Source organism: Candidatus Amarolinea dominans, assembly GCA_016719785.1.
Taxonomy (GTDB): Bacteria; Chloroflexota; Anaerolineae; order SSC4; family Amarolineaceae; genus Amarolinea; species Amarolinea dominans.
Genome location: JADJYJ010000003.1, coordinates 127,457 through 145,084, shown reverse-complemented (window position 1 = coordinate 145,084; position 17,628 = coordinate 127,457). Strand labels below are relative to the sequence as shown.

16 protein-coding genes are annotated in these 17,628 nt (G+C 63.9%); 9 read left to right on the top strand and 7 right to left on the bottom strand.

Annotated elements, in window-relative coordinates:
* Both IPM84_04260 and IPM84_04255 read left to right on the top strand, forming a co-directional pair.
* Entirely contained in the window at nt 1–669 is a 669-nt protein-coding gene (locus tag IPM84_04260; protein MBK9091983.1) for a hypothetical protein, read from the top strand.
* Nucleotides 662–1,534: a DMT family transporter gene (locus IPM84_04255; protein MBK9091982.1), complete on the top strand. Its 873-nt coding sequence runs from the start codon at nt 662–664 to the stop codon at nt 1,532–1,534. The genes IPM84_04260 and IPM84_04255 overlap by 8 nt, the downstream gene beginning before the upstream one ends.
* Nucleotides 1,535–1,611: 77 nt before the next feature.
* On the opposite strand, the gene IPM84_04250 is transcribed toward IPM84_04255, so the two are convergent.
* The 6 genes from IPM84_04250 to IPM84_04225 all read right to left on the bottom strand — a co-directional run bounded on the left by IPM84_04250 (nt 1,612) and on the right by IPM84_04225 (nt 8,010).
* Nucleotides 1,612–2,061 (bottom strand): hypothetical protein, encoded by a 450-nt coding sequence (locus tag IPM84_04250; protein MBK9091981.1) that lies wholly within the window; start codon nt 2,059–2,061, stop codon nt 1,612–1,614.
* Between the two features lie 17 nt (nt 2,062–2,078).
* On the bottom strand, nt 2,079–3,374 hold the full coding sequence (locus tag IPM84_04245) for an LCP family protein (GenBank protein ID MBK9091980.1): 1,296 nt from the start codon (nt 3,372–3,374) through the stop codon (nt 2,079–2,081).
* A 161-nt stretch (nt 3,375–3,535) separates the two neighbouring features.
* Nucleotides 3,536–4,675, bottom strand: a complete 1,140-nt coding sequence (locus IPM84_04240; protein MBK9091979.1) for an LCP family protein — start codon at nt 4,673–4,675, stop codon at nt 3,536–3,538.
* On the bottom strand, nt 4,672–5,850 hold the full coding sequence (locus tag IPM84_04235; GenBank protein MBK9091978.1) for an LCP family protein: 1,179 nt from the start codon (nt 5,848–5,850) through the stop codon (nt 4,672–4,674). The genes IPM84_04240 and IPM84_04235 overlap by 4 nt, the downstream gene beginning before the upstream one ends.
* 14 nt (nt 5,851–5,864) lie before the next feature.
* Nucleotides 5,865–6,761, bottom strand: coding sequence for an NAD-dependent epimerase/dehydratase family protein (locus IPM84_04230; GenBank protein MBK9091977.1), 897 nt, complete (start codon nt 6,759–6,761; stop codon nt 5,865–5,867).
* 1 nt (nt 6,762) lies between these two features.
* Nucleotides 6,763–8,010 carry a CinA family nicotinamide mononucleotide deamidase-related protein gene (locus IPM84_04225; protein MBK9091976.1) on the bottom strand — a complete coding sequence of 416 codons (1,248 nt, stop codon included), beginning with the start codon at nt 8,008–8,010 and terminating at the stop codon, nt 6,763–6,765.
* Nucleotides 8,011–8,269: 259 nt separating this feature from the next.
* Between IPM84_04225 and IPM84_04220 the strand changes: the two genes are divergently transcribed.
* The 5 genes from IPM84_04220 (at nt 8,270) to IPM84_04200 (ending at nt 14,043) form a co-directional block, all read left to right on the top strand.
* Nucleotides 8,270–9,382 (top strand): response regulator, encoded by a 1,113-nt coding sequence (locus IPM84_04220; protein MBK9091975.1) that lies wholly within the window; start codon nt 8,270–8,272, stop codon nt 9,380–9,382.
* A 4-nt stretch (nt 9,383–9,386) separates the two neighbouring features.
* Nucleotides 9,387–9,854, top strand: coding sequence for a chemotaxis protein CheW (locus IPM84_04215; protein ID MBK9091974.1), 468 nt, complete (start codon nt 9,387–9,389; stop codon nt 9,852–9,854).
* Nucleotides 9,851–11,320 (top strand): hypothetical protein, encoded by a 1,470-nt coding sequence (locus IPM84_04210; GenBank protein MBK9091973.1) that lies wholly within the window; start codon nt 9,851–9,853, stop codon nt 11,318–11,320. The genes IPM84_04215 and IPM84_04210 overlap by 4 nt, the downstream gene beginning before the upstream one ends.
* An 84-nt stretch (nt 11,321–11,404) precedes the next feature.
* Nucleotides 11,405–11,962 carry a purine-binding chemotaxis protein CheW gene (locus tag IPM84_04205; protein MBK9091972.1) on the top strand — a complete coding sequence of 186 codons (558 nt, stop codon included), beginning with the start codon at nt 11,405–11,407 and terminating at the stop codon, nt 11,960–11,962.
* An 80-nt stretch (nt 11,963–12,042) separates the two neighbouring features.
* Entirely contained in the window at nt 12,043–14,043 is a 2,001-nt protein-coding gene (locus IPM84_04200; GenBank protein MBK9091971.1) for a methyl-accepting chemotaxis protein, read from the top strand.
* Here the strand turns inward: IPM84_04200 and IPM84_04195 are convergent.
* On the bottom strand, nt 14,008–14,226 hold the full coding sequence (locus tag IPM84_04195) for a hypothetical protein (GenBank protein ID MBK9091970.1): 219 nt from the start codon (nt 14,224–14,226) through the stop codon (nt 14,008–14,010). The genes IPM84_04200 and IPM84_04195 overlap by 36 nt on opposite strands.
* On the opposite strand from IPM84_04195, the gene IPM84_04190 reads away from it, so the two are divergent.
* Together IPM84_04190 and cheB are read left to right on the top strand one after the other, a co-directional pair.
* Entirely contained in the window at nt 14,204–16,543 is a 2,340-nt protein-coding gene (locus IPM84_04190) for a hybrid sensor histidine kinase/response regulator (GenBank protein ID MBK9091969.1), read from the top strand. The genes IPM84_04195 and IPM84_04190 overlap by 23 nt on opposite strands.
* A gap of 14 nt (nt 16,544–16,557) precedes the next feature.
* Complete coding sequence (gene cheB / locus IPM84_04185) at nt 16,558–17,628, top strand: chemotaxis-specific protein-glutamate methyltransferase CheB (protein MBK9091968.1); 1,071 nt, start codon at nt 16,558–16,560, stop codon at nt 17,626–17,628.

Genomic DNA, 17,628 nt, shown 5'->3' with positions numbered 1-17,628 from the left:
ATGAGACCACCGCCGCGGCAACGGCTGCTCGCCCGCCTGCTGCTTCTGCTCGGTTCGATCGGCCTGGCCGGCGCGACCTGGGGCCCGTGGGTGGCGTTCGCCAGCCCTGGTCTGACCCTGCTGGGGATTGACCTGGCGGAATATGTCAAGTTCTTGCCCGAGGTGCGCAGCGGCGCGTTACACGTGGCGCGCGAGCAGTTCTACCTGCCGCTCTTCACCCTGAGTGTGGGATTGAGTCTGCTGTCGTTGCTCGGCGCGCCCTGGCTCCGTTACCGTCCTGCGCGCCTGCTGCTGGCCTTGCTGGCCATACCCTGCGCCCTGGCCCTGCTGCCGCCCGCCTGGTCACCCGCAACCTTCGGCCAGGCTGAATTTCAACCTCAGATCCGCATGCTGATCGTGGCGCTGGTGTTGGCGCTGATCGGGCTGCTGACGCCAGGGTGGCGGCAGCGGTACGGACGCCAGGCGCTCGCCATCCTGCTGGCCGTGTTGACGCTGGCTGCAACGCTCCTGCCCCTGTGGCAGTGGTCACGCGTGCGACCGGCCATCGAGGTCGTCTACCAGCGGTCATCGAGCCTGGGCTGGGGCGGCTGGGCGCTGCTGCTGGGCGGGATGGCCCTGACCGCCGGTGCGCTGCTGCTGGCCTGGTCAGAACGGGCGCCCGATGCGTAACCGGGCGCCGCGCGGTCTCCTCATCGCCCTGGCCGCCAACATGGCGCTGGGTCTCAATTCAGCCTTTGCCAAGTTCGCCTACCGCGCCGGCCTGGACCCAAACACCTTGACGATGCTGCGCCTGGGCGTGGCCGCGCTGGTGCTTTGGGCCATCTTCCTGACGCGCTGGCGGGCGTTGATTCCGATCCCGCGCCGGGCGCTGCTGGGCTGCATCATCATGGGCGCGGCGAATTTTGTCGCGCAAATCAGCTACTACTGGGGCCTGACCCGGATCAACGCCTCGATTGCCACGCTGATCTTCTATCTCTACCCGGCGGTCGTCATTCTGCTGTTGCGCCTGCGCGGCGAGGCCATGACCACACGCCGCCTGGCGCGCTTGGGCGTCGCGTTGATCGGTGTGGCCCTGCTGGTGGACATCAGCGGCGGGAGCGTAGACACGATCGGAGTTCTGTTGGTGTTCGTCACCATCTTCACCTATTCCCTGCACCTGGTGATCGGTCAGTTCGTGGTGCGTGACGTGGCCGCGCGCACGGTGGTGCTGTACGTCATCAGCACGATGGCGCTGCTGGCGACCGGCGTGCGCCTCGTCATGGGCGGCAGTCCGCCGCCGGTGACGTGGGCCGGCTGGTGGCCGGTGCTGGGCATTGGCCTGTTGGGCACCGTGGTGGCGCGCCTGGCGATGTTCACCGCCATCAAGCGCGTGGGCAGCACGCAGTTAGCCTTGCTTGGAGTGGTCGAGCCGCTGATGACCGTGGCGGTCGCGCGTGGTTTCCTGGGTGAAACGCTGACGCCCATGCAATGGATCGGTGGTGGGTTCGTGCTGGCCAGCCTGCTGCTGGTTGATCTGCCGCAGGCGACAGGGTAGGGGCATGGCCTTGCGCCTGCCCGCGTGGGCGACCGCAAGGGTGCGCCCCTACAAATTGAGAAGATCAAAAATCGCCCTTACTTCAAGAACGCCAGGGCGCGGTAGAGGTCTGGTTCGCGGCGGGCGGTGGGACCGGCGGGGATACGCACGGCCAGCAGGTGGTCGCTGGCGTCGAAATCAAAGCTGGCGGTACGCACCAGGTTCTGGGCAATCGCGCTGTCCGGTGTGGGAAAGAGGAAGATCGTGGCGACCCGCGTCGCCAGGTCATACCCGATCAGGCCGCTCGACACGGGCTGTGGGGGATTTTCGACAACGGGCAACCCGGCCAGCCGCTGGCCCAGGTGCAACACCTTGCTGTCAGCCAACAGCAAGCGCACCAGGCGTCCGCCGGTGTCCAGGCAGGCCTGCACATCGCCGTTGCGCGTGCTTGCCGCGACTCGTGGCCGGCGTCCGCTGCCCAGGCGCACCGCGACTTCGTCCGTGTTGCTGAGATAGGCGGGGCGGATCGTGATTTCGTAGTAGGTCATACCGTCGGTCTCTCTGCTCAATTTGCCAGCGTGGGCGTCAGGGTTAGCGTCGCGGTGATGGTCGCCGACGGGAGCGGGGTGGCCGGCGGCTTGGGTGTGGGCGTGGCTCTGCAGCCGGCAATCGGCCGCGCGGACGATTCCTGCATGGGCGGTGTGTCAAAAATCCCATTGATCGCGGCGGCAATCTCGGCCGTCTTGGGCTTCAATACCTGCGCGCCGCCCCTGGTGGTGTAGGGTGTCACCAGCCGGTAATCAAGCACGCGACCATGCACGTTCTTCATGTCGAGGCGCAAGCCAAACGTCGCCAGGTCAATGATCTCTTTGAAGCCCAGGTCGGTCTGAATGGCGCCCTTAAAGGTAAGCCACAGCGAGGGGATTTTGGGAATGATATTGAACGACAGCGCCTGTTGCCGGATCGCTAACAGCACCTGCTGCTGACGCCGCGAACGGTCCCAGTCACCGGTGTAGTAGCGGTAGGAGGCGTACATGCGAGCCTCATGCCCGTCGAAGTGATAGGACCCCGGCTCGAAATTCACCTCAAGCAGTTGATCGGGGTTGTTCGGGTCCGGTGTGGCTTCGCGAAACGCGCAATCCAGGGTGACGGTGACTCCACCGATCGTGTCAATGGCCTGCTCGAAGGCCAGCAGGTTCATGCGGGCAAAACGGTCGGTGCGGATGCCCAACGTCTCTGAGATGACGCGACCCAGCAGGGCCGGCCCGCCGCCAGGGTATTTGATCTCTTTCTCGCCGACGAAATCGGCCATATTGATGCGCGATTCACCGTAGCCGGGAATGTCTACCCACAGGTCACGCGGGATGCTGAGGACGCCGATGCGGTCGTGCTCCCAATCCACCGCGGCAATCATGATCGTGTCGGTGCGCCAGGCGTGTTCGCCCGGGCGCTGATCAGAGCCGAGCAGCAGGATGTTGAACGTGGCGTCAAGCGCGTGTGGCCGCAAGCCGTCGGTCATGACCGTCGTCGCGGTAATATCCACGGTGGCAGAGATCTGGGCGGTGGCAACTGGCTGCGGCGGCCTCGTGGCGGTGGGTGGTGGTGGTGTAGTGGGCGTGTCCGTCGGGGCCAGGGTAGGCGTCGCCGTAGCCGGAGTGGCCGCGGTGGGTGTAAGCGAAGGGATCGCCGTGGCCGGCGCCAGCGTCGTCGTCGCCGTTGGTTCCGGCATCATCGTCGCCGTCGGCACAGCGGTTGGCGTGGGGCCAACGCCAGGCACGCAGGCGACCAACAGGGTCACCACCCAAAGTAATGGCACGAGGCGTGTGATGGCCGCGTGCCTGTTTTGCAAAAAACTCATCATGCTATCTTCATTCCCGGTCATGCTACAGGGAAGACACCGTCCCCCTGAAAAACGAATGACGGAGGGTGCAGGTTACGCAACGCGGCGCTCCTTCGTCAAAAAAATACTGTCAGGCTGCGAGTCACGTCCGTGCGACCCATGTCAGCCCGCCCGGCGGCCGTTCATGGGCAGCGTTGTTGGTGATCGGTTGACGTGATGACATCCGGCGCCTCCCAGATCTGGTCGAACGCCGCTTGAATGGCCGCCTTGTTGGGCAGAAGCACGGCTGCACCGCCGGGCGTAGTATACGGCTGAGCCATGTGAAAGTCAAAGACACGGCTGTGGATGTCCGCACGATCGAGTTCAACGCCCAGGCGCGCCAGGGCCAGGACATCGAGCAGGCCCAGATCGGTATCTATATTGTCGTGCAAGGCGCTGAACAAGTCTGGCACTTTGGGCAGCAGATTGACCTCCTCTGCCCGCCCCTTGAGCGCCAGCAGGACGCGTTGTTGGCGGCGGGCGCGGTCCAGGTCATTGCCGCGACGTCGCGTGCGCACGTACCACAAGGCGTGCTCGCCATCCAGGGCATGGTCGCCCGGCTCATAGTCGAGGGTAACAACGCCGTCGGGCGCGGCCGGGTCCGCCCAGCGTTCGTGCAGCGGGCAGTCCATCGTCACCGTGATGCCGCCCAGGGTGTCCACAATCTGCACGAAACCGCCAAAATCAACCCGCACGAAATTGTCAACCGGCAGCCCCAAGTTGTCCTGGATGGTACGTTTGACCAGGTCAATGCCTCCGCCTGGCTTCTGACGTTCGCCATAGACGTCCGCGGTATTGATGCGCTCGCGGCCCACGCCCGGAATTTGCACGTACAGGTCACGCGGGATGCTGATGACGCCCACCCGTTTTTGGGCAAAATCAACCGCCACCAGCATCATGACATCGGTGCGTCCGGCGCCCTTGCCGCGCCGGTCCGAGCCGAGGATGAGGAGATTGGCGGTCTGCTGCAAGGGGCGCGGGGTCGCGCCTGGCGTGGGCGTGAAGGTCGGCAGGAAGGGACGCGTGGCCGTGGGCGTTGCCGGCGCGGTCAGCGTCCCTGTCGCCTGCGGCGCCGGGATGCCGGACTGATCGCCTGGCGTCGCGTCCGCGGGCGTGAGGGTGAGCGCGAGGGGCGGCGGCGCGGGCTGGACGCAGCTTGTCAGCAGGAGCAGCGCAACCCAGAGCAGCAACCAGCGGCGGCCGGCCGTCTGCCTGGCGAACCCCTGCGCCTCTCGAGCGGCCGGGCCGGTCAGCCGTCGCGCCTGGAGCGTGGGCGCGGTCATTGTGTGGGTGTCATTTCTTCGATGCCCGGGCAATACCACGAACGATCGCTGCTCTCCAACAGGGGTTGGGTTGCCGGACTGAACAGCGTGGCCAGAGCCTGGTGAATGGAGACCCAGTCTGGAATGAGCACCTGATCGCCGAGTGGCAATGTGGCGAACGAGGTCATGTTGGCGTCTATGACGAACCCCTTGAGCTTGGCCAGATCCATATTGATCAGCCAGCGTGCAAGCGAAGCCATCTCCAACGGGTTCATGTCGGTCTCAACCGTGTTCAGAGCCGCGGGCAGCAACTGTGGCAGGCGTGTGATCAGGTTCGCGGAGACGGCGCGGTTGCGCACGGCCATCAGCAGGCGCTGCTGGCGGCGGGCGCGATCGAAATCACCGCCCTGTCGTCGCGTGCGCACGTAGGCCAGGGCCATGTCGCCATCCATATGCTGCTTGCCCGCCTCGATGCGATCCACACCGATGGCCTCTTGCAGATACGGGTCCTGCAGGGGGCAGTCAACTTCCACGTCAATTCCGCCTAGCGCATCAATGACCTGTTCGAAGCCATCGAAATCAATGCGCACGTAGTTGTCAATTTCAACGCCGAAGTCACGCTCGATGATGTCTTGCATCGTCTGGATACCGGTCTGTGGCGACTGGCCCTGGCTGCTGAGATAGTCCGCCGTATTGATGCGCCCTTTGCCGTTGCCGGGAATGTCAACGTAGAGATCCCTGGGCAGGCTGATGACGGCCGCATGCCCGCTGCTGCGGTCAATGGCCGCCAGCATGATGACATCGGTACGCCACATGGCCTCATCCGGGCGCTTGTCCGATCCCAGGATCAAGATGTTCTGGGTGCTGGTGAGGTACGCGGTGGCGTGCAAGAATTGACGCGGCGCCACATCATCCACACTGACGCCGGTCGCCGTCCGGCCAGGGGCGGCGTCAAGCAGGGCGCGGGCGCTGCCCACCACGAGCAGGAAACCGATCACCACCAGGAGGGGCGCCAAGACCAGGCCGAAGCGCTGCAGATAGGCCGGAGGAATCGGCAGGTTACGCCCCAGGCGGCGGGCAGGCGTTGCGCCCGCTTGCGACCTGGCGCCTGGGACCGCTGCACGTTTGGCCGGCGGCCGCGCGCTGCGCTGTGGTTGACGGGACTGCGGATGGGGTGATGCTGATGATGGCGGCATGAAACCTCGCTTGACTAGGCCGTAGGCGCCAGGGCTGTCAGCGCCTGGGCCGATGTGTACCGGTAGGTGAAGTCGAACGCTTGCTTGAACTTGCCATTGTGGGCCAGCCACCCACTGCGCCAGGTCTCAAGTTGCCCGGCCGGCAGACGCTGTGCCAGTTGAAGCAGCGCCGCGCCCAAACCGGGCGGCCTGGTTCCCAACTGTTGCCAGGCCTCGCGCAGGGAGATACTGTCGTCCGCGGCGATGTTGTAGGTGTCGCTGGCATCGCTCCCGATGAGGCAATGCAGGGCGCGGGCGGCATCTTCCACATGCACGAACTGCAAAGCCGGGTTGATCTGCCCCAGGGCGGCCGCCGGTGTGCGCAAGCCCTGCCAGACAAAATGCTCCGGCTGTGCGCCCGTCACCGGGGCCAGGCGAGCCACATTGATCTTCATCTGGGGGTAGCGGTCGCGATAGGTCTGGCACTGGCGCTCGATCTCCTGGCAATGCTGCGCGAACGGCAGCGCGTGCGGGCGCAGCGGTGCGTCTTCGCGCATGGGGATCGGGTCGCCAGGCTGTCCGCCGTAGACCAGGGTGCTGGACAGGAGGATCGCCATCTCCACGGTTTGTGCGGCCAGGCACGCGGTCAGAAAACTGACGCTGCCGCCCACGTTGTGACGGCGCAGGGCCGCTTCAGTGGGCGCCGCGCAGAGCAGATCAAGATGAACCACGCGCGTCACCTTGTACTTTTCCAAACCACTGCGCAGCGGGCCTTGACTGTCGGCCTCGAAGAACTTCAGCTTGGGCGATTGCAGGCTGGGCGGCTGCGTGTCCAGGGCGACGATACGTGTCACCGCCGGGTCAGCGTCCAACAGGCGCAGCAGGGCCAGGCCCAGGGGCGCCGCGGCTTGGGTGACAGCAATGGTGCTCATGTCAGCCGCCGCTTTCTGTGGCAAGACCCAGGATGACCCGCCGCAGCAGATCAAGGGCGCGATTGCCGATCCAACGCTGCGTCACCTCGCCGGCGCCGCCCAAGGGGAAGCGCCGCGTCAGCCGGCCCTCCGGGTGCAGCAGGGCGATGAACGACTCCCCGCGCTCATCGCTGTACATGGTTTCGTGCCCCTGCATGGTGCCGATGATTGCCAGGGTGAAATCGGCGCCCGACGCGGCCTGCATGGCCTGGGCAGCGGCCAGGGCCAGGGCGGCCGACGGCCAGGCGTCGTCCGCAGTCAGGGCGGGCAAAGCGCTTTGCAGATGCGGCAGGTCTGCGGCAACCAGGGCACTGTGCAAGGCCGCGGCAAAGGGCGTGGCGCGCAGCCAGGCGGCCACTGCGCCGGCTGTGTTCGTTTCGACGAGAGCCAGGGTGTAGTTATGTTGCAACAGCAGGCGAGCCGTCACTTCTTCCAGCGATTCGTCGTCCACGCCATAGATGTAAACGCCCAGGCGCTGGCGAATCTCGGTCTCAAGGGGCGCGATCATGGCGTCAGCCTCAGCCGCACTGGTCGCCTTGGCCGTGATGCGAATATCGGTCTGAGCCGGATGGGCCAGCAGGCCGACGGTTGGGTTGGTCAGGGTCTCCAGGTCGCCGATGAGGGTATCTACGTTACTCTCGCCGATGCTGCAGGTGCGCAGGACACGCGACTTGATGATGGGCGCCTGATCGCCCAGGCGTTGGCGCAGATAGGGAATGACCGCAAATTCCATGAGGTGCTTCAGCTCGCGGGGTACGCCGGGCAGGCTGATGATCGTGCAGGCGCCTGTTTCCAGGATAAAGGCGGGGGCTGTGCCCACTGGATTCGTCACCTTGAGGCTGCCGGCGGGCAACAACGCCTGCCGGCGATTGTTCTCATCGGGCCGGCGCCCCCAGCGGGCAAACATGGCGCTGATCTCGTCCCAGGCCGCGGGCATAAATTCCAGACCACGGCCTGTGGCCAGCGCAATGGCCTCACGCGTCATGTCATCCACGGTCGGCCCCAGGCCGCCGCTGGTGATGATCAGATCGCTGCGCTGGCTGGCCTGCTGAAGGATGCCGGCAATGCGCGGGATATTGTCGCCGACCGTGGTCTTGAAGAAGAGATCAACGCCGATGGCCGCCAATTGCTGTGCCAGGTAAGCAGCATTGGTGTCAACGATCTGTCCGAGCAGCAGTTCCGTGCCAATGGTGACGATTTCGGCTTTCATGAGAGGCGATTTTACCACAGCGCGCCAAAGTTGACGAAATTGGCAGACAAAGGCTGCAATCCCAAATGTCACGCGTCATTTTCCTGTAAACTGCGCGCTAAAATAGGCTTTTGGTATGATTGTTTGCACCTCTGACCGCGGCTAAGCTAGGGCCTACAGCAATTCTTACGTAGAACATGAGGTCAGTCACAACAGGGTCTCACCCCATCCATCGTTGTTCCCATTTCAAGTTCGTGACAGCCAAGGAGTAGGTGAACGGATGTTTAGCAACAAGCGTGTACTGACGGTGGATGATTCGCCCACGATTCGAACTTTTCTACATGGCCTGCTGAGCCTGCACGGCGCTCAAGTAGAGGAAGCCGGTAGCGGCCGTGAGGCGCTGGAAATGTTGGCGAAGGGCAAGTATGACCTGGTGCTCCTGGACCTGCTGTTGCCTGATGTGGATGGCATCCAGGTGCTACGCGGCCTGCGTGAGCGCGATGGGGAGACCGCGGTGGTCATGCTCACCGGCATGGGCGGCATCAAATCGGCGACCACCGCGGTGAGCCGTGGGGCCGACGGCTACATCGAGAAGCAGGATTTGTCGTTCGGTGGTGACTTTACCGAGTTCTTCTATGCCCTGGAGCAGGCGCTCGAACACCGGGCCGGCCTGGTGGCACAGAAACAGTTGCAAGAGGTTAAGGCTGACTTCTACTCGATGGTGACGCACGACCTGCGCAACCCGACCAGTGCTGTCTGGTTGTCACTGCAACTGCTGACAGATGAATCCACCGGCCCGCTCAACGCGGACCAGCGCGAACTGATCGAATTGGCCCAGGGCGCCAGCCAAAAACTGCTATCCCTGATCAACGACTATCTCGATTTCGCCAAGATTGATGCCGGGTACCTGCGCCTGGATCGCAGCGAGACCAATCTGTGCGCCATCGTCGAAGAAAGTGCCCGCCTGACCTCCATTCAGGCCAACGCACGCCATCAGACGCTGACCTTTGATCTGCCCGAAAAACCGATCGTCGCCTTCGCCGATGCCGAACGCTTGAAGCAGGTGCTGGACAATCTGATCTCGAACGCCATCAAGTACACGCCAGAAGGGGGTCATCTTGGCGTGCAGTTGCGGATGGAAAACGACATGGCCGTCTTTCGTGTCTCTGATGACGGCAGCGGTATCCCCCCCGCCGAAGTGGGATCACTCTTCACCAAGTATCACCGGGTGCCGGGGCAGGCTGTGCGCGGCATCCGCGGCACCGGCCTGGGACTGCTGATCGTCAAGGAAATTGCCGAAGCGCACGGCGGCACCGTGACGGCCGAGTCGGATGGGATTGCCGGTCACGGCACTCAGTTCATCGTTCGCCTTCCCCTGGCCCATGAGGCCTGACGCCATGCACAACCAGGACGCAGCAGTTCAACTCGTCGTGTTCGAAGTCGGTCAGCGCGCCTATGCCCTGCGGGTCGAGCAGGTGATCGAGGTGCTGCGCATGGTGGCGATCTCCCCGCTGCCAGACACGCCGCCGTGGCTGGCCGGCATGCTCAACTTCCGCGGCCAGGTCATCCCCGTGATGGACCTGCGCACACGGCTCGGTGCGCCGCGGCCGCAGCCTGACTTGAATACACCGATCATGGTCGTGACGACCGGCGAACGCATGGCCGGCCTGATCGCCGACGTGGTACGTGAAGTGATCTCACTGCCGGTCTCGGCTGTCCGTGCTCCTGATACGCTAACGGGACAGGCGCAGGTGGTGGCAACCATCGCACGAGTGCGCGAGCGCCTGGTGGCCCTGCTCGACCTGGAACGGCTCCTGTTGACCCACGCGTTAGATTTGCCCCTCGCCCTGGAGGCAGCCCGATGAGAACCCTGACCGATCCCGAATTCAACCGCTTGCGCCACGTGATGCAAACCCAGACTGGCCTGGAATTTCCGGCCCCGCGCCGGCCTGACCTGGAAGCCGCAGCGGCACTCGCCATGCGCTCCCTGAGCGTCACCGCGACGGACGACCTGTTCACGGCGCTCAACGATGTCCTACGGGGGCCGACCGTGCTCGATCTGTTGGTCAGGCAGCTCACCGTGGGTGAAACCCATTTCTTCCGCAATCGTCCCCAGTTTGCCGCGCTGGAGAGCGTCATCTTGCCGGAACTGATTACCCGCCAGCAGTCGCGCCGGCGCCTGCGTTTGTGGAGTGCAGGCTGTGCCAGCGGCGAAGAGGCCTATTCCCTGGCCATTCTCGTGCGCCGGCTGCTACCTGACTTGCCAAATTGGGATGTCCGCATCCTGGCCACGGATATCAACCGTGATGCCTTGCACAAGGCCGCGCACGGGCTTTACGGCGACTGGTCCTTCCGCGAGGTTCCGGCGGGTATGCAACAGACCTACTTCACACGACAAGGGCGGCAATGGGAAATTGCGCCCGCCGTGCGCGACATGGTCACGTTGCGCCACCTGAACCTGGCCGATCAAACCGGCTGGTCTGACTTCCAGGACATGGATTTGATTCTCTGTCGTAACGTTTTGATCTATTTCGAGGCATCCGCCATGCGTGCCGTGGTAGAGCGCCTGCATGACAGCCTGACGCCAGGGGGTTGGCTGATGGTCGGTCATTCGGAACCGAACCAGACCGTTTTTCAACAATTTCAGACCCACAACTTCCCAGACACGGTGGTGTATCGAAGGCCGGCCAAGCCCGTGAGTGTGGCCCGATCGTCCCCGGTCACGTCGCCCAGGGCGCCGATCGCGCTGCCGCGGTCAGCGAACCATCCCGGCGCGGAGTCAGCGCCGGCTGCCGCGCGACGCGATCCAACCCCGCGTGCGCCGGCCCGAGCTGCGCCGCAGGGCGCAGCCGACGCGACCGCGACCCACCGCGACCTGCTGCGGTTGCTGGAGGCGCATGCCAGCGCAGGCCCGAAAGATCATCAGACCGCCTTCGCCATTGCTAAATGGTACGCGGATCAGGGCCAGATCGTATTGGCCGACTCATGGCTACGCCTGGTGTTACAGCAGGCGCCGCTGTCTGCCCCGGGACACTACTTGCACGGCTTGGTCCTGCAAGCGGATGGCCGCCTGGACGCAGCCCTGGCCGCTCTACGGCGCTGCGTTTTCGCCGACCCGGAGTTCGTACTGGGGCATTTTGCCCTGGCCAACCTGTGTGTACGTCTCGGCCAGGCGCCACGCGCAGCCAAAGAGCTTGATCTCGTGGCGCAGTGGGCACGCACCCGTGCAGGTCATGAAATCGTGCCCGAAGGCGACGGCTTGACCGTCGGCCGCTTGCGTGAGATGATGACATCCCAGGCTGAGCTGATCTGTCAACTGACGCAAGCGTAGCCACGAAAGGCAGCAGAAACATGCAGAAGCATAACGTGCGTCAGTCTCGCCAGCCTGAAGAGCGTGGAAGAGCGGGAAGAGCATATGAAAAGCCAGCAAGACATCTTCGATCCCCACACGCAGGAGATTCTGGAGGCGCGCGCGCGTGCGCTGGCCCAACCGCCGCCGACCGCGTCCGCGGATGATGTGATGAGCCTGGTCGTGTTGACGCTCGGTACGGAGCGTTACGGTGTTGACATTCGCGCCGTTGTCGAGATTCAACCGGCTGGCCCGATCACACGATTGCCGGGCGTGCCCCCCATGTGGCTCGGCCTGACCAACCTGCGTGGTCGCCTCTACCCCGTGCTGGACCTGTGCCGCTACCTGGCGCTTGACCGGCCGGTACAGGCCGCGGCCGCGCGCCGCCTGGTGCTTGTGGCCGGCACCGGCGAAGGCGCTGACCTGGAGGTCGGGTTTGTCGTAGACGATGTGCCGCAGGTGCGCCAGGTGAGTCTGGCCGATCTTAGTGCCCCGTTAGTCGAACCCTCCTCCGGCCAGCCAGGCGTGTTGATCGGAATCACCGCGGACATGTTGACCGTGTTGGATGTGGACAAACTCCTGCGCGACCCACGCCTGGTCGTGCAGGAAGCCTTCAGTCAGTGAGTGTCAAAACCGCGACCGGCAGAGAACATGGCCGGCGCGAACGATAAGGGCAAGATAAGGACAAGAGGGAGGAGATAGTCATGTTTTCCTGGTACAAGAACACCAAATTGATGGTCAAACTGGTGACTGCGTTCCTCGGCCTGGCGATAGGGGTTGGTAGTCTGGTTGGCCTCACCAGCTATTTCAGCGTGGAAGAAATCAACAAGGTCATTGATGATCTGGCAGCCCGGCGGATACCAACGGTCAAACAGGCCACCGTCGTTGAGCGCAGCACGCTGCGCTCCCTTGTGGAGGCGAAGAACTATCTCCTCTCGCTGCATGACGCGTCTCTCGACCAGGCAGCGGCATCAAGCGCGGTCAAGGACAATCTTGATCAGGCTCTTGCGGCGCTGAACAGCGTAGACACCCTGGTGCAAACCTATGATGACCATGACCTGAACAAGCCCGTCACGGCCGCGCGCGAATCGCTGAACGAATATCAGGGTTTGTATGACGACACCCTCGCAACCGTGACTGCAGCCGAGAAGGCGCGAGCCGGCATGGTCGAATTGGCCGACAGCCTGGTGGATGAAACCATCACCTTCTTCGATGGGGTGGTGGCCGGTACTGGATCCAATTCGAAAGAGACGCTCACGATCATCGGTGATGTCTGGCAAACCATCACCGACATGCGCGTGCGCGCCCTGCAGTATGTCAATTCGCGCAATGCGGCCGACCTGGCGGCAGTAGAGGACGCCATCATCAGCCTGGGTAAGTTATACGATAGCCTGGAGGAAGGCGCGACTTCGGCCGCGGACCGCCAGCAGGTGACGCGCCTCCGTTCAGTCACTGAAGACTATCGTCGCATGGTTCGAGAGCTTGCCACAAACAGCGACAAGTTGACCACGCTGCTCGGCAGTTTGGATAGCGCAGCCGAGGAGGTGCAGTTGCGGGTGCGTGAGGTACAGGATGCCGGTTGGGTGCAGATTGACGAAGGGCAACAGATGACCGACGACCTGGCGCACCGCTCGATGAACACGACCGTGATCGTTGTGAGCATAGCCATCCTACTCGGCATGATCGCGGGTGTACTAATTGCGCGCTCGATTGTCCATGCCCTCGACGCCTCCGTACAGTTTGCGCGTCGAGTGGCGCAGGGCGACCTGACCGCCCGGCTGAAAGTCGCCGGCAGTGATGAGTTGGGCGTCCTGGCAGCCACCCTCAATGACATGGCGGGCAACCTGGCGGAGATGTCCAGCCAGGTGGGCGCGGGCGCACACAGCATGGGGGCGGCCAGCACCGAGATCCTGGCGTCGGTCAGCCAACACACCGCCAGCGCCAATGAGCAGATGGCCGCGGTCAACCAAACGGGCGCAACCGTCAACGAGGTGCGCGCCACCGCAGAGCAGACGGCGCAGCGCGCCGAAGATGTCGCAGCCCTGGCGCAGATGTCAGTGCATGTCGGGCAAGATGGCAGCGCGGCCGTGGCCGCGATCCTGAAGGGCATGTTGGAGATCAAGGCCCGGGTCGAAACCATCGCCCAGGACATTCTCGCCCTCTCTGAGCAGACCCAGCAGATTGGCGAAATCACCGCAACCGTCAATGACCTGGCCGATCAATCCAACATCCTGGCGCTGAACGCGGCCATCGAAGCGGCCAAGGCGGGCGAACAGGGCAAGGGCTTTGCCGTGGTGGCGACGGAAGTGCGGAACCTGGCCGATCAGTCGAAACAGGCGACGGCCAAAGTGCGCATCATTTTGGGAGACATTCAGAAAGCCACCAACGCGGCGGTGATGGCTACGGAGCAGGGCACGCGCGGGGTGGAAAGCGGCATGACGTTGGCTCAACGCGCCGGCGAGGTGATCGGGCAGTTGGCCGACAACATTCGCAACGCGGCGCAGGCCGCGCAGCAGATCGCCGCATCCGCACATCAGCAGAGCGCGGCCATGGATCAGATTGCCCAGGCCATGAAGGAAATCAACCAGGCAACCATGCAATCAGTGGCAGGCGCGCGCCAATCGCAGGCTGCAGCCGAAGGATTGACCAGTCTGGCCCGCCAGTTACAGTCAATGACCAGCCGCTTTCAGGTCAGCGCCGGTTGAGCGCACCCGACCGCGCAGGCGCCAGCCAGTCCGGTGAAAGCACCAGGCCCTCACCAAATCCCACCAGGGTGAGGGCGCCTGGGCCACGTTGATTTGCAGACGCACGGGTGAGCCATCGAAGGTTCCCCGCTGATCCAGGACACGCGAGAGGAAAACGCCCATGCCGCTGCCCGCCGATTTCATGCAGCAGTTACTTGCCACCTTTACCCAAGAGGCGCGCGAGCATCTGCAGACTATCGTTCGTCTCCTGTTGGTTGTGGAGCGTCACCAGGACCCCGCCGCGGACGCCCAGACCTGGGCAGACATCTTTCGCGCCGCGCACAGCCTCAAAGGCGCGGCGCAAGCCGTCAGCCAGGAACGCATCGGCACGCTGGCCCATCACCTGGAAACGCTGTTTGGCCGGGTCAAGAATCGGGATGTGCAACCGACTCCCACGCTGTTCGATCTGAGCTACCAGGCGCTCGACGCGGCAGGCTTGTTGTTGGATGAGGTCGTCAATGGCACGCCTGCGCCCGTCAGCCTGATGGATCTGTTCACGCGCATCGAGACGCTGGCGCTGCAGCCGGCGCCGGTCGCACGCTCAGCGGGGGTAGGGACGCCTGGGCCGTTGCTCGAACCGGCCGCACCCTCCAGCGCAGCACCGGAAACGAACCCGCCAGTCATTGCGCCAGCCGCCGAAGTAGCCGCCGGTAGTGTCATACGTGATGACACCGTGCGCGTGGCCGTCTCCAAGCTCGACACCCTGTTGAACGAAGTGGGCGAGTTGCAGGCGGCGCGCCTCGGCACGGAACAGCGGCTGGCCGAGCTGACGCAAGTCCTGCAGGAGATCGAGGTCTGGGAGAATGACTGGCGCAAGCAGCGGTCCCAAATCATGGCCGCTGTGCGTAGATGCCTGCACGAAGAAGGAGAGGCTCAGCAGATCACCACACAGGCCGCCACGCGCGTCAATGCCTATCTGGAGCGGCAGGAGGCGCATCTGCACCGCACCGCTTCCGGCCTGCGCGACGTGCGCCGGCGCTTGCAGGCTGACAATCGCCGCATGACCCAAGTGGTGGACAGCCTGGAGGAGGATGTGCGCCGCACGCGCATGTTGCCGGTTGAGGCGGTTCTCAGCCTGTTCCCGCGCATGGTGCGAGACCTGGCCCGCGCGATGCAGAAACAGGTCACGCTGGTGATCGAAGGCGCTGACACCGAAGTGGATCGCTCTGTGCTCGAGCAGATCAAAGACCCGCTGACCCACCTGCTGCGCAACGCCATAGACCATGGCCTCGAACGGCCAGAGCAGCGCCAGGCGGCCGGTAAGCCGGTGGAAGGCGTGATTCGCATGGTGGCTGCCCAGCGCGGGAACAGGCTCGTGATTTCTGTCGCCGATGACGGTCGCGGGATTGACCTGGCGGCCGTACGCGGCGGTGCTGTGCGCCACGGCCTGATGACCGCCGACGAAGCAGCCGCCCTGGATGATCGCGAGGCCCTGGCGCTCATCTTTCGTTCTGGCTTCTCCACCACCACTCACGTCAGCGACCTGTCAGGGCGGGGCGTGGGGCTGGATGTGGTGCGGGAAAATGTGGAGCGCCTCGGTGGCATGGTGGAGGTAGAGAGTCAGGTGGGCGCCGGGACATGCTTCGAGCTGCAACTGCCGCTGACCCTGGCGACGACCCTGTGCCTGTTGGTGCGATGCCGTGAGCAGACGTTTGCCATCCCCGTCGCCAATGTTGCGCGCGTCGTGCGCAGTGCCAGCGATCAGATTGCGCAGGTGGCGGGGCGCCAGGCCCTGGTGGTAGATGGGCGGCCGCTGGCCTTGCACCACCTGGCAGACATCCTCGGTCTGCCAGGCGCAGCCGCAACGCCCAGCAACGGCGCGCCGCGGCGCCTGGCCATTATCGTCCTGGGGATTGCCGAGCGCCGCCTGGGGTTTCAAGTTGACAGCCTGATGGGTGTACAAGAGGTTGTGACCAAGAGCCTGCCCAAACCGCTGCTGCGCGTGCGCCATGTGGCTGGCGTAACCATTCTTGGCACCGGAGAAATCGTCGTCGTGCTGAATGTGACCGACCTGGTACGCGACGGCATACGCGCCGCGGCGCCGGCGCCGACCCCGGGCGCGACCGGTCGTGCATCCCAGGTCAACCCGCGGCCCGAGGCGCCGCTGATCGTGGTGGCCGATGATTCGTTCACCACGCGTACTTTGGAAAAGAATATCCTGGAAGCGGCGGGCTATCGGGTACGCGTGGCGGCCGATGGGATGGAAGCATGGACGCTGCTGCAGAGTGAGCATGCCGACCTGTTGGTGTCTGACATCAACATGCCACGCATGGACGGCTTCGAGTTGGTGACGCGCGTGCGCCAGGACGAGCGGTTCAAACATCTACCGGCCATCCTGATTACATCGCTCGATTCGCGCGAGGATCGTGAGCGCGGTATCCAGGCGGGCGCCGATGCGTATTTCATCAAGAGTGCTTTCAATGAGGAGAGCCTGCTGGCAGCCATTCGACGGCTGCTTTGAGCAGGCAAACACCAATGATCAGGATTTTAATTGTTGACGACTCTGCGACGATCCGCACGCTCCTGAAAGCCATTTTCGAGAGCGATCCTGAGATGCTCGTGGTCGGCATGGCCAGCAACGGCGTCGAAGCAGCCGCACAGACCGCCCTGCTCAAACCAGACGTGATCACGATGGACATTCTGATGCCTGTCATGAACGGCTTCGAAGCCACGCGGCGCATCATGGCAGAAAATCCAACGCCGATTGTCGTCGTCACCAGTCACGTAGATTCGGTGGAACTCAACACCACATTCAATGCCATCAAGGCCGGCGCGCTGGACGTGATCGCGAAGCCCGTGGGGCAAGCGTACCATGAATTCGAACCTATGCGCAGCCGCCTCATTGACACGGTCAAGCTGATGGCCGGGGTCAAAGTGGTGCGGCGTCGCTCCGTGTTGCCATCATCTGGAACCGCGCCTGTGCAGCACAACGGTCAGCCCATCGCGCCTGGCGCTCACCCCGGTGTAGCGGTGATCGTCATTGGCGCTTCGACCGGCGGGCCAGCCGCTCTCAACACCCTCTTCAAGATGTTGCCGGCCAGTCTGCCGGCGCCCGTCGTCGTGGTGCAACATATGACGATCGGCTTCACCGAGGGCCTGGTATCCTGGCTGCGCCAGGAGAGTCACCTGCCGATTGTGCTTGCCACGCACAATCAGCGCGTGCGGCCAGGCGAAATCTACTTTGCGCCTGACGACCAGCACCTGGAATTTGCGGTCCGTGACGTCATGGGCCTCAACCGCGGGCCACTGGTCAGCCACGTGCGCCCCTCTGTCACCCGGCTCTTCGACTCAGCGGCTCGCGTGTATGGCAGCGAGGCGATCGGCGTTCTCCTGACCGGGATGGGCGATGACGGCGCGATCGGCCTGGCCCACTTGCACGAGCAAGGTGCGCCGACGATTGCCCAGAACGAAGCCAGCGCCGTTGTTTTTGGTATGCCGAAAGTTGCGGTAGAATTGGGCGCGGCCGATTTCGTGCTTCCACTGGAGCGCATCAGCCCGACCCTGCTCTCCTTGCTTGATAAGCGGGGGGCGCGGTTGCGGCGCTGA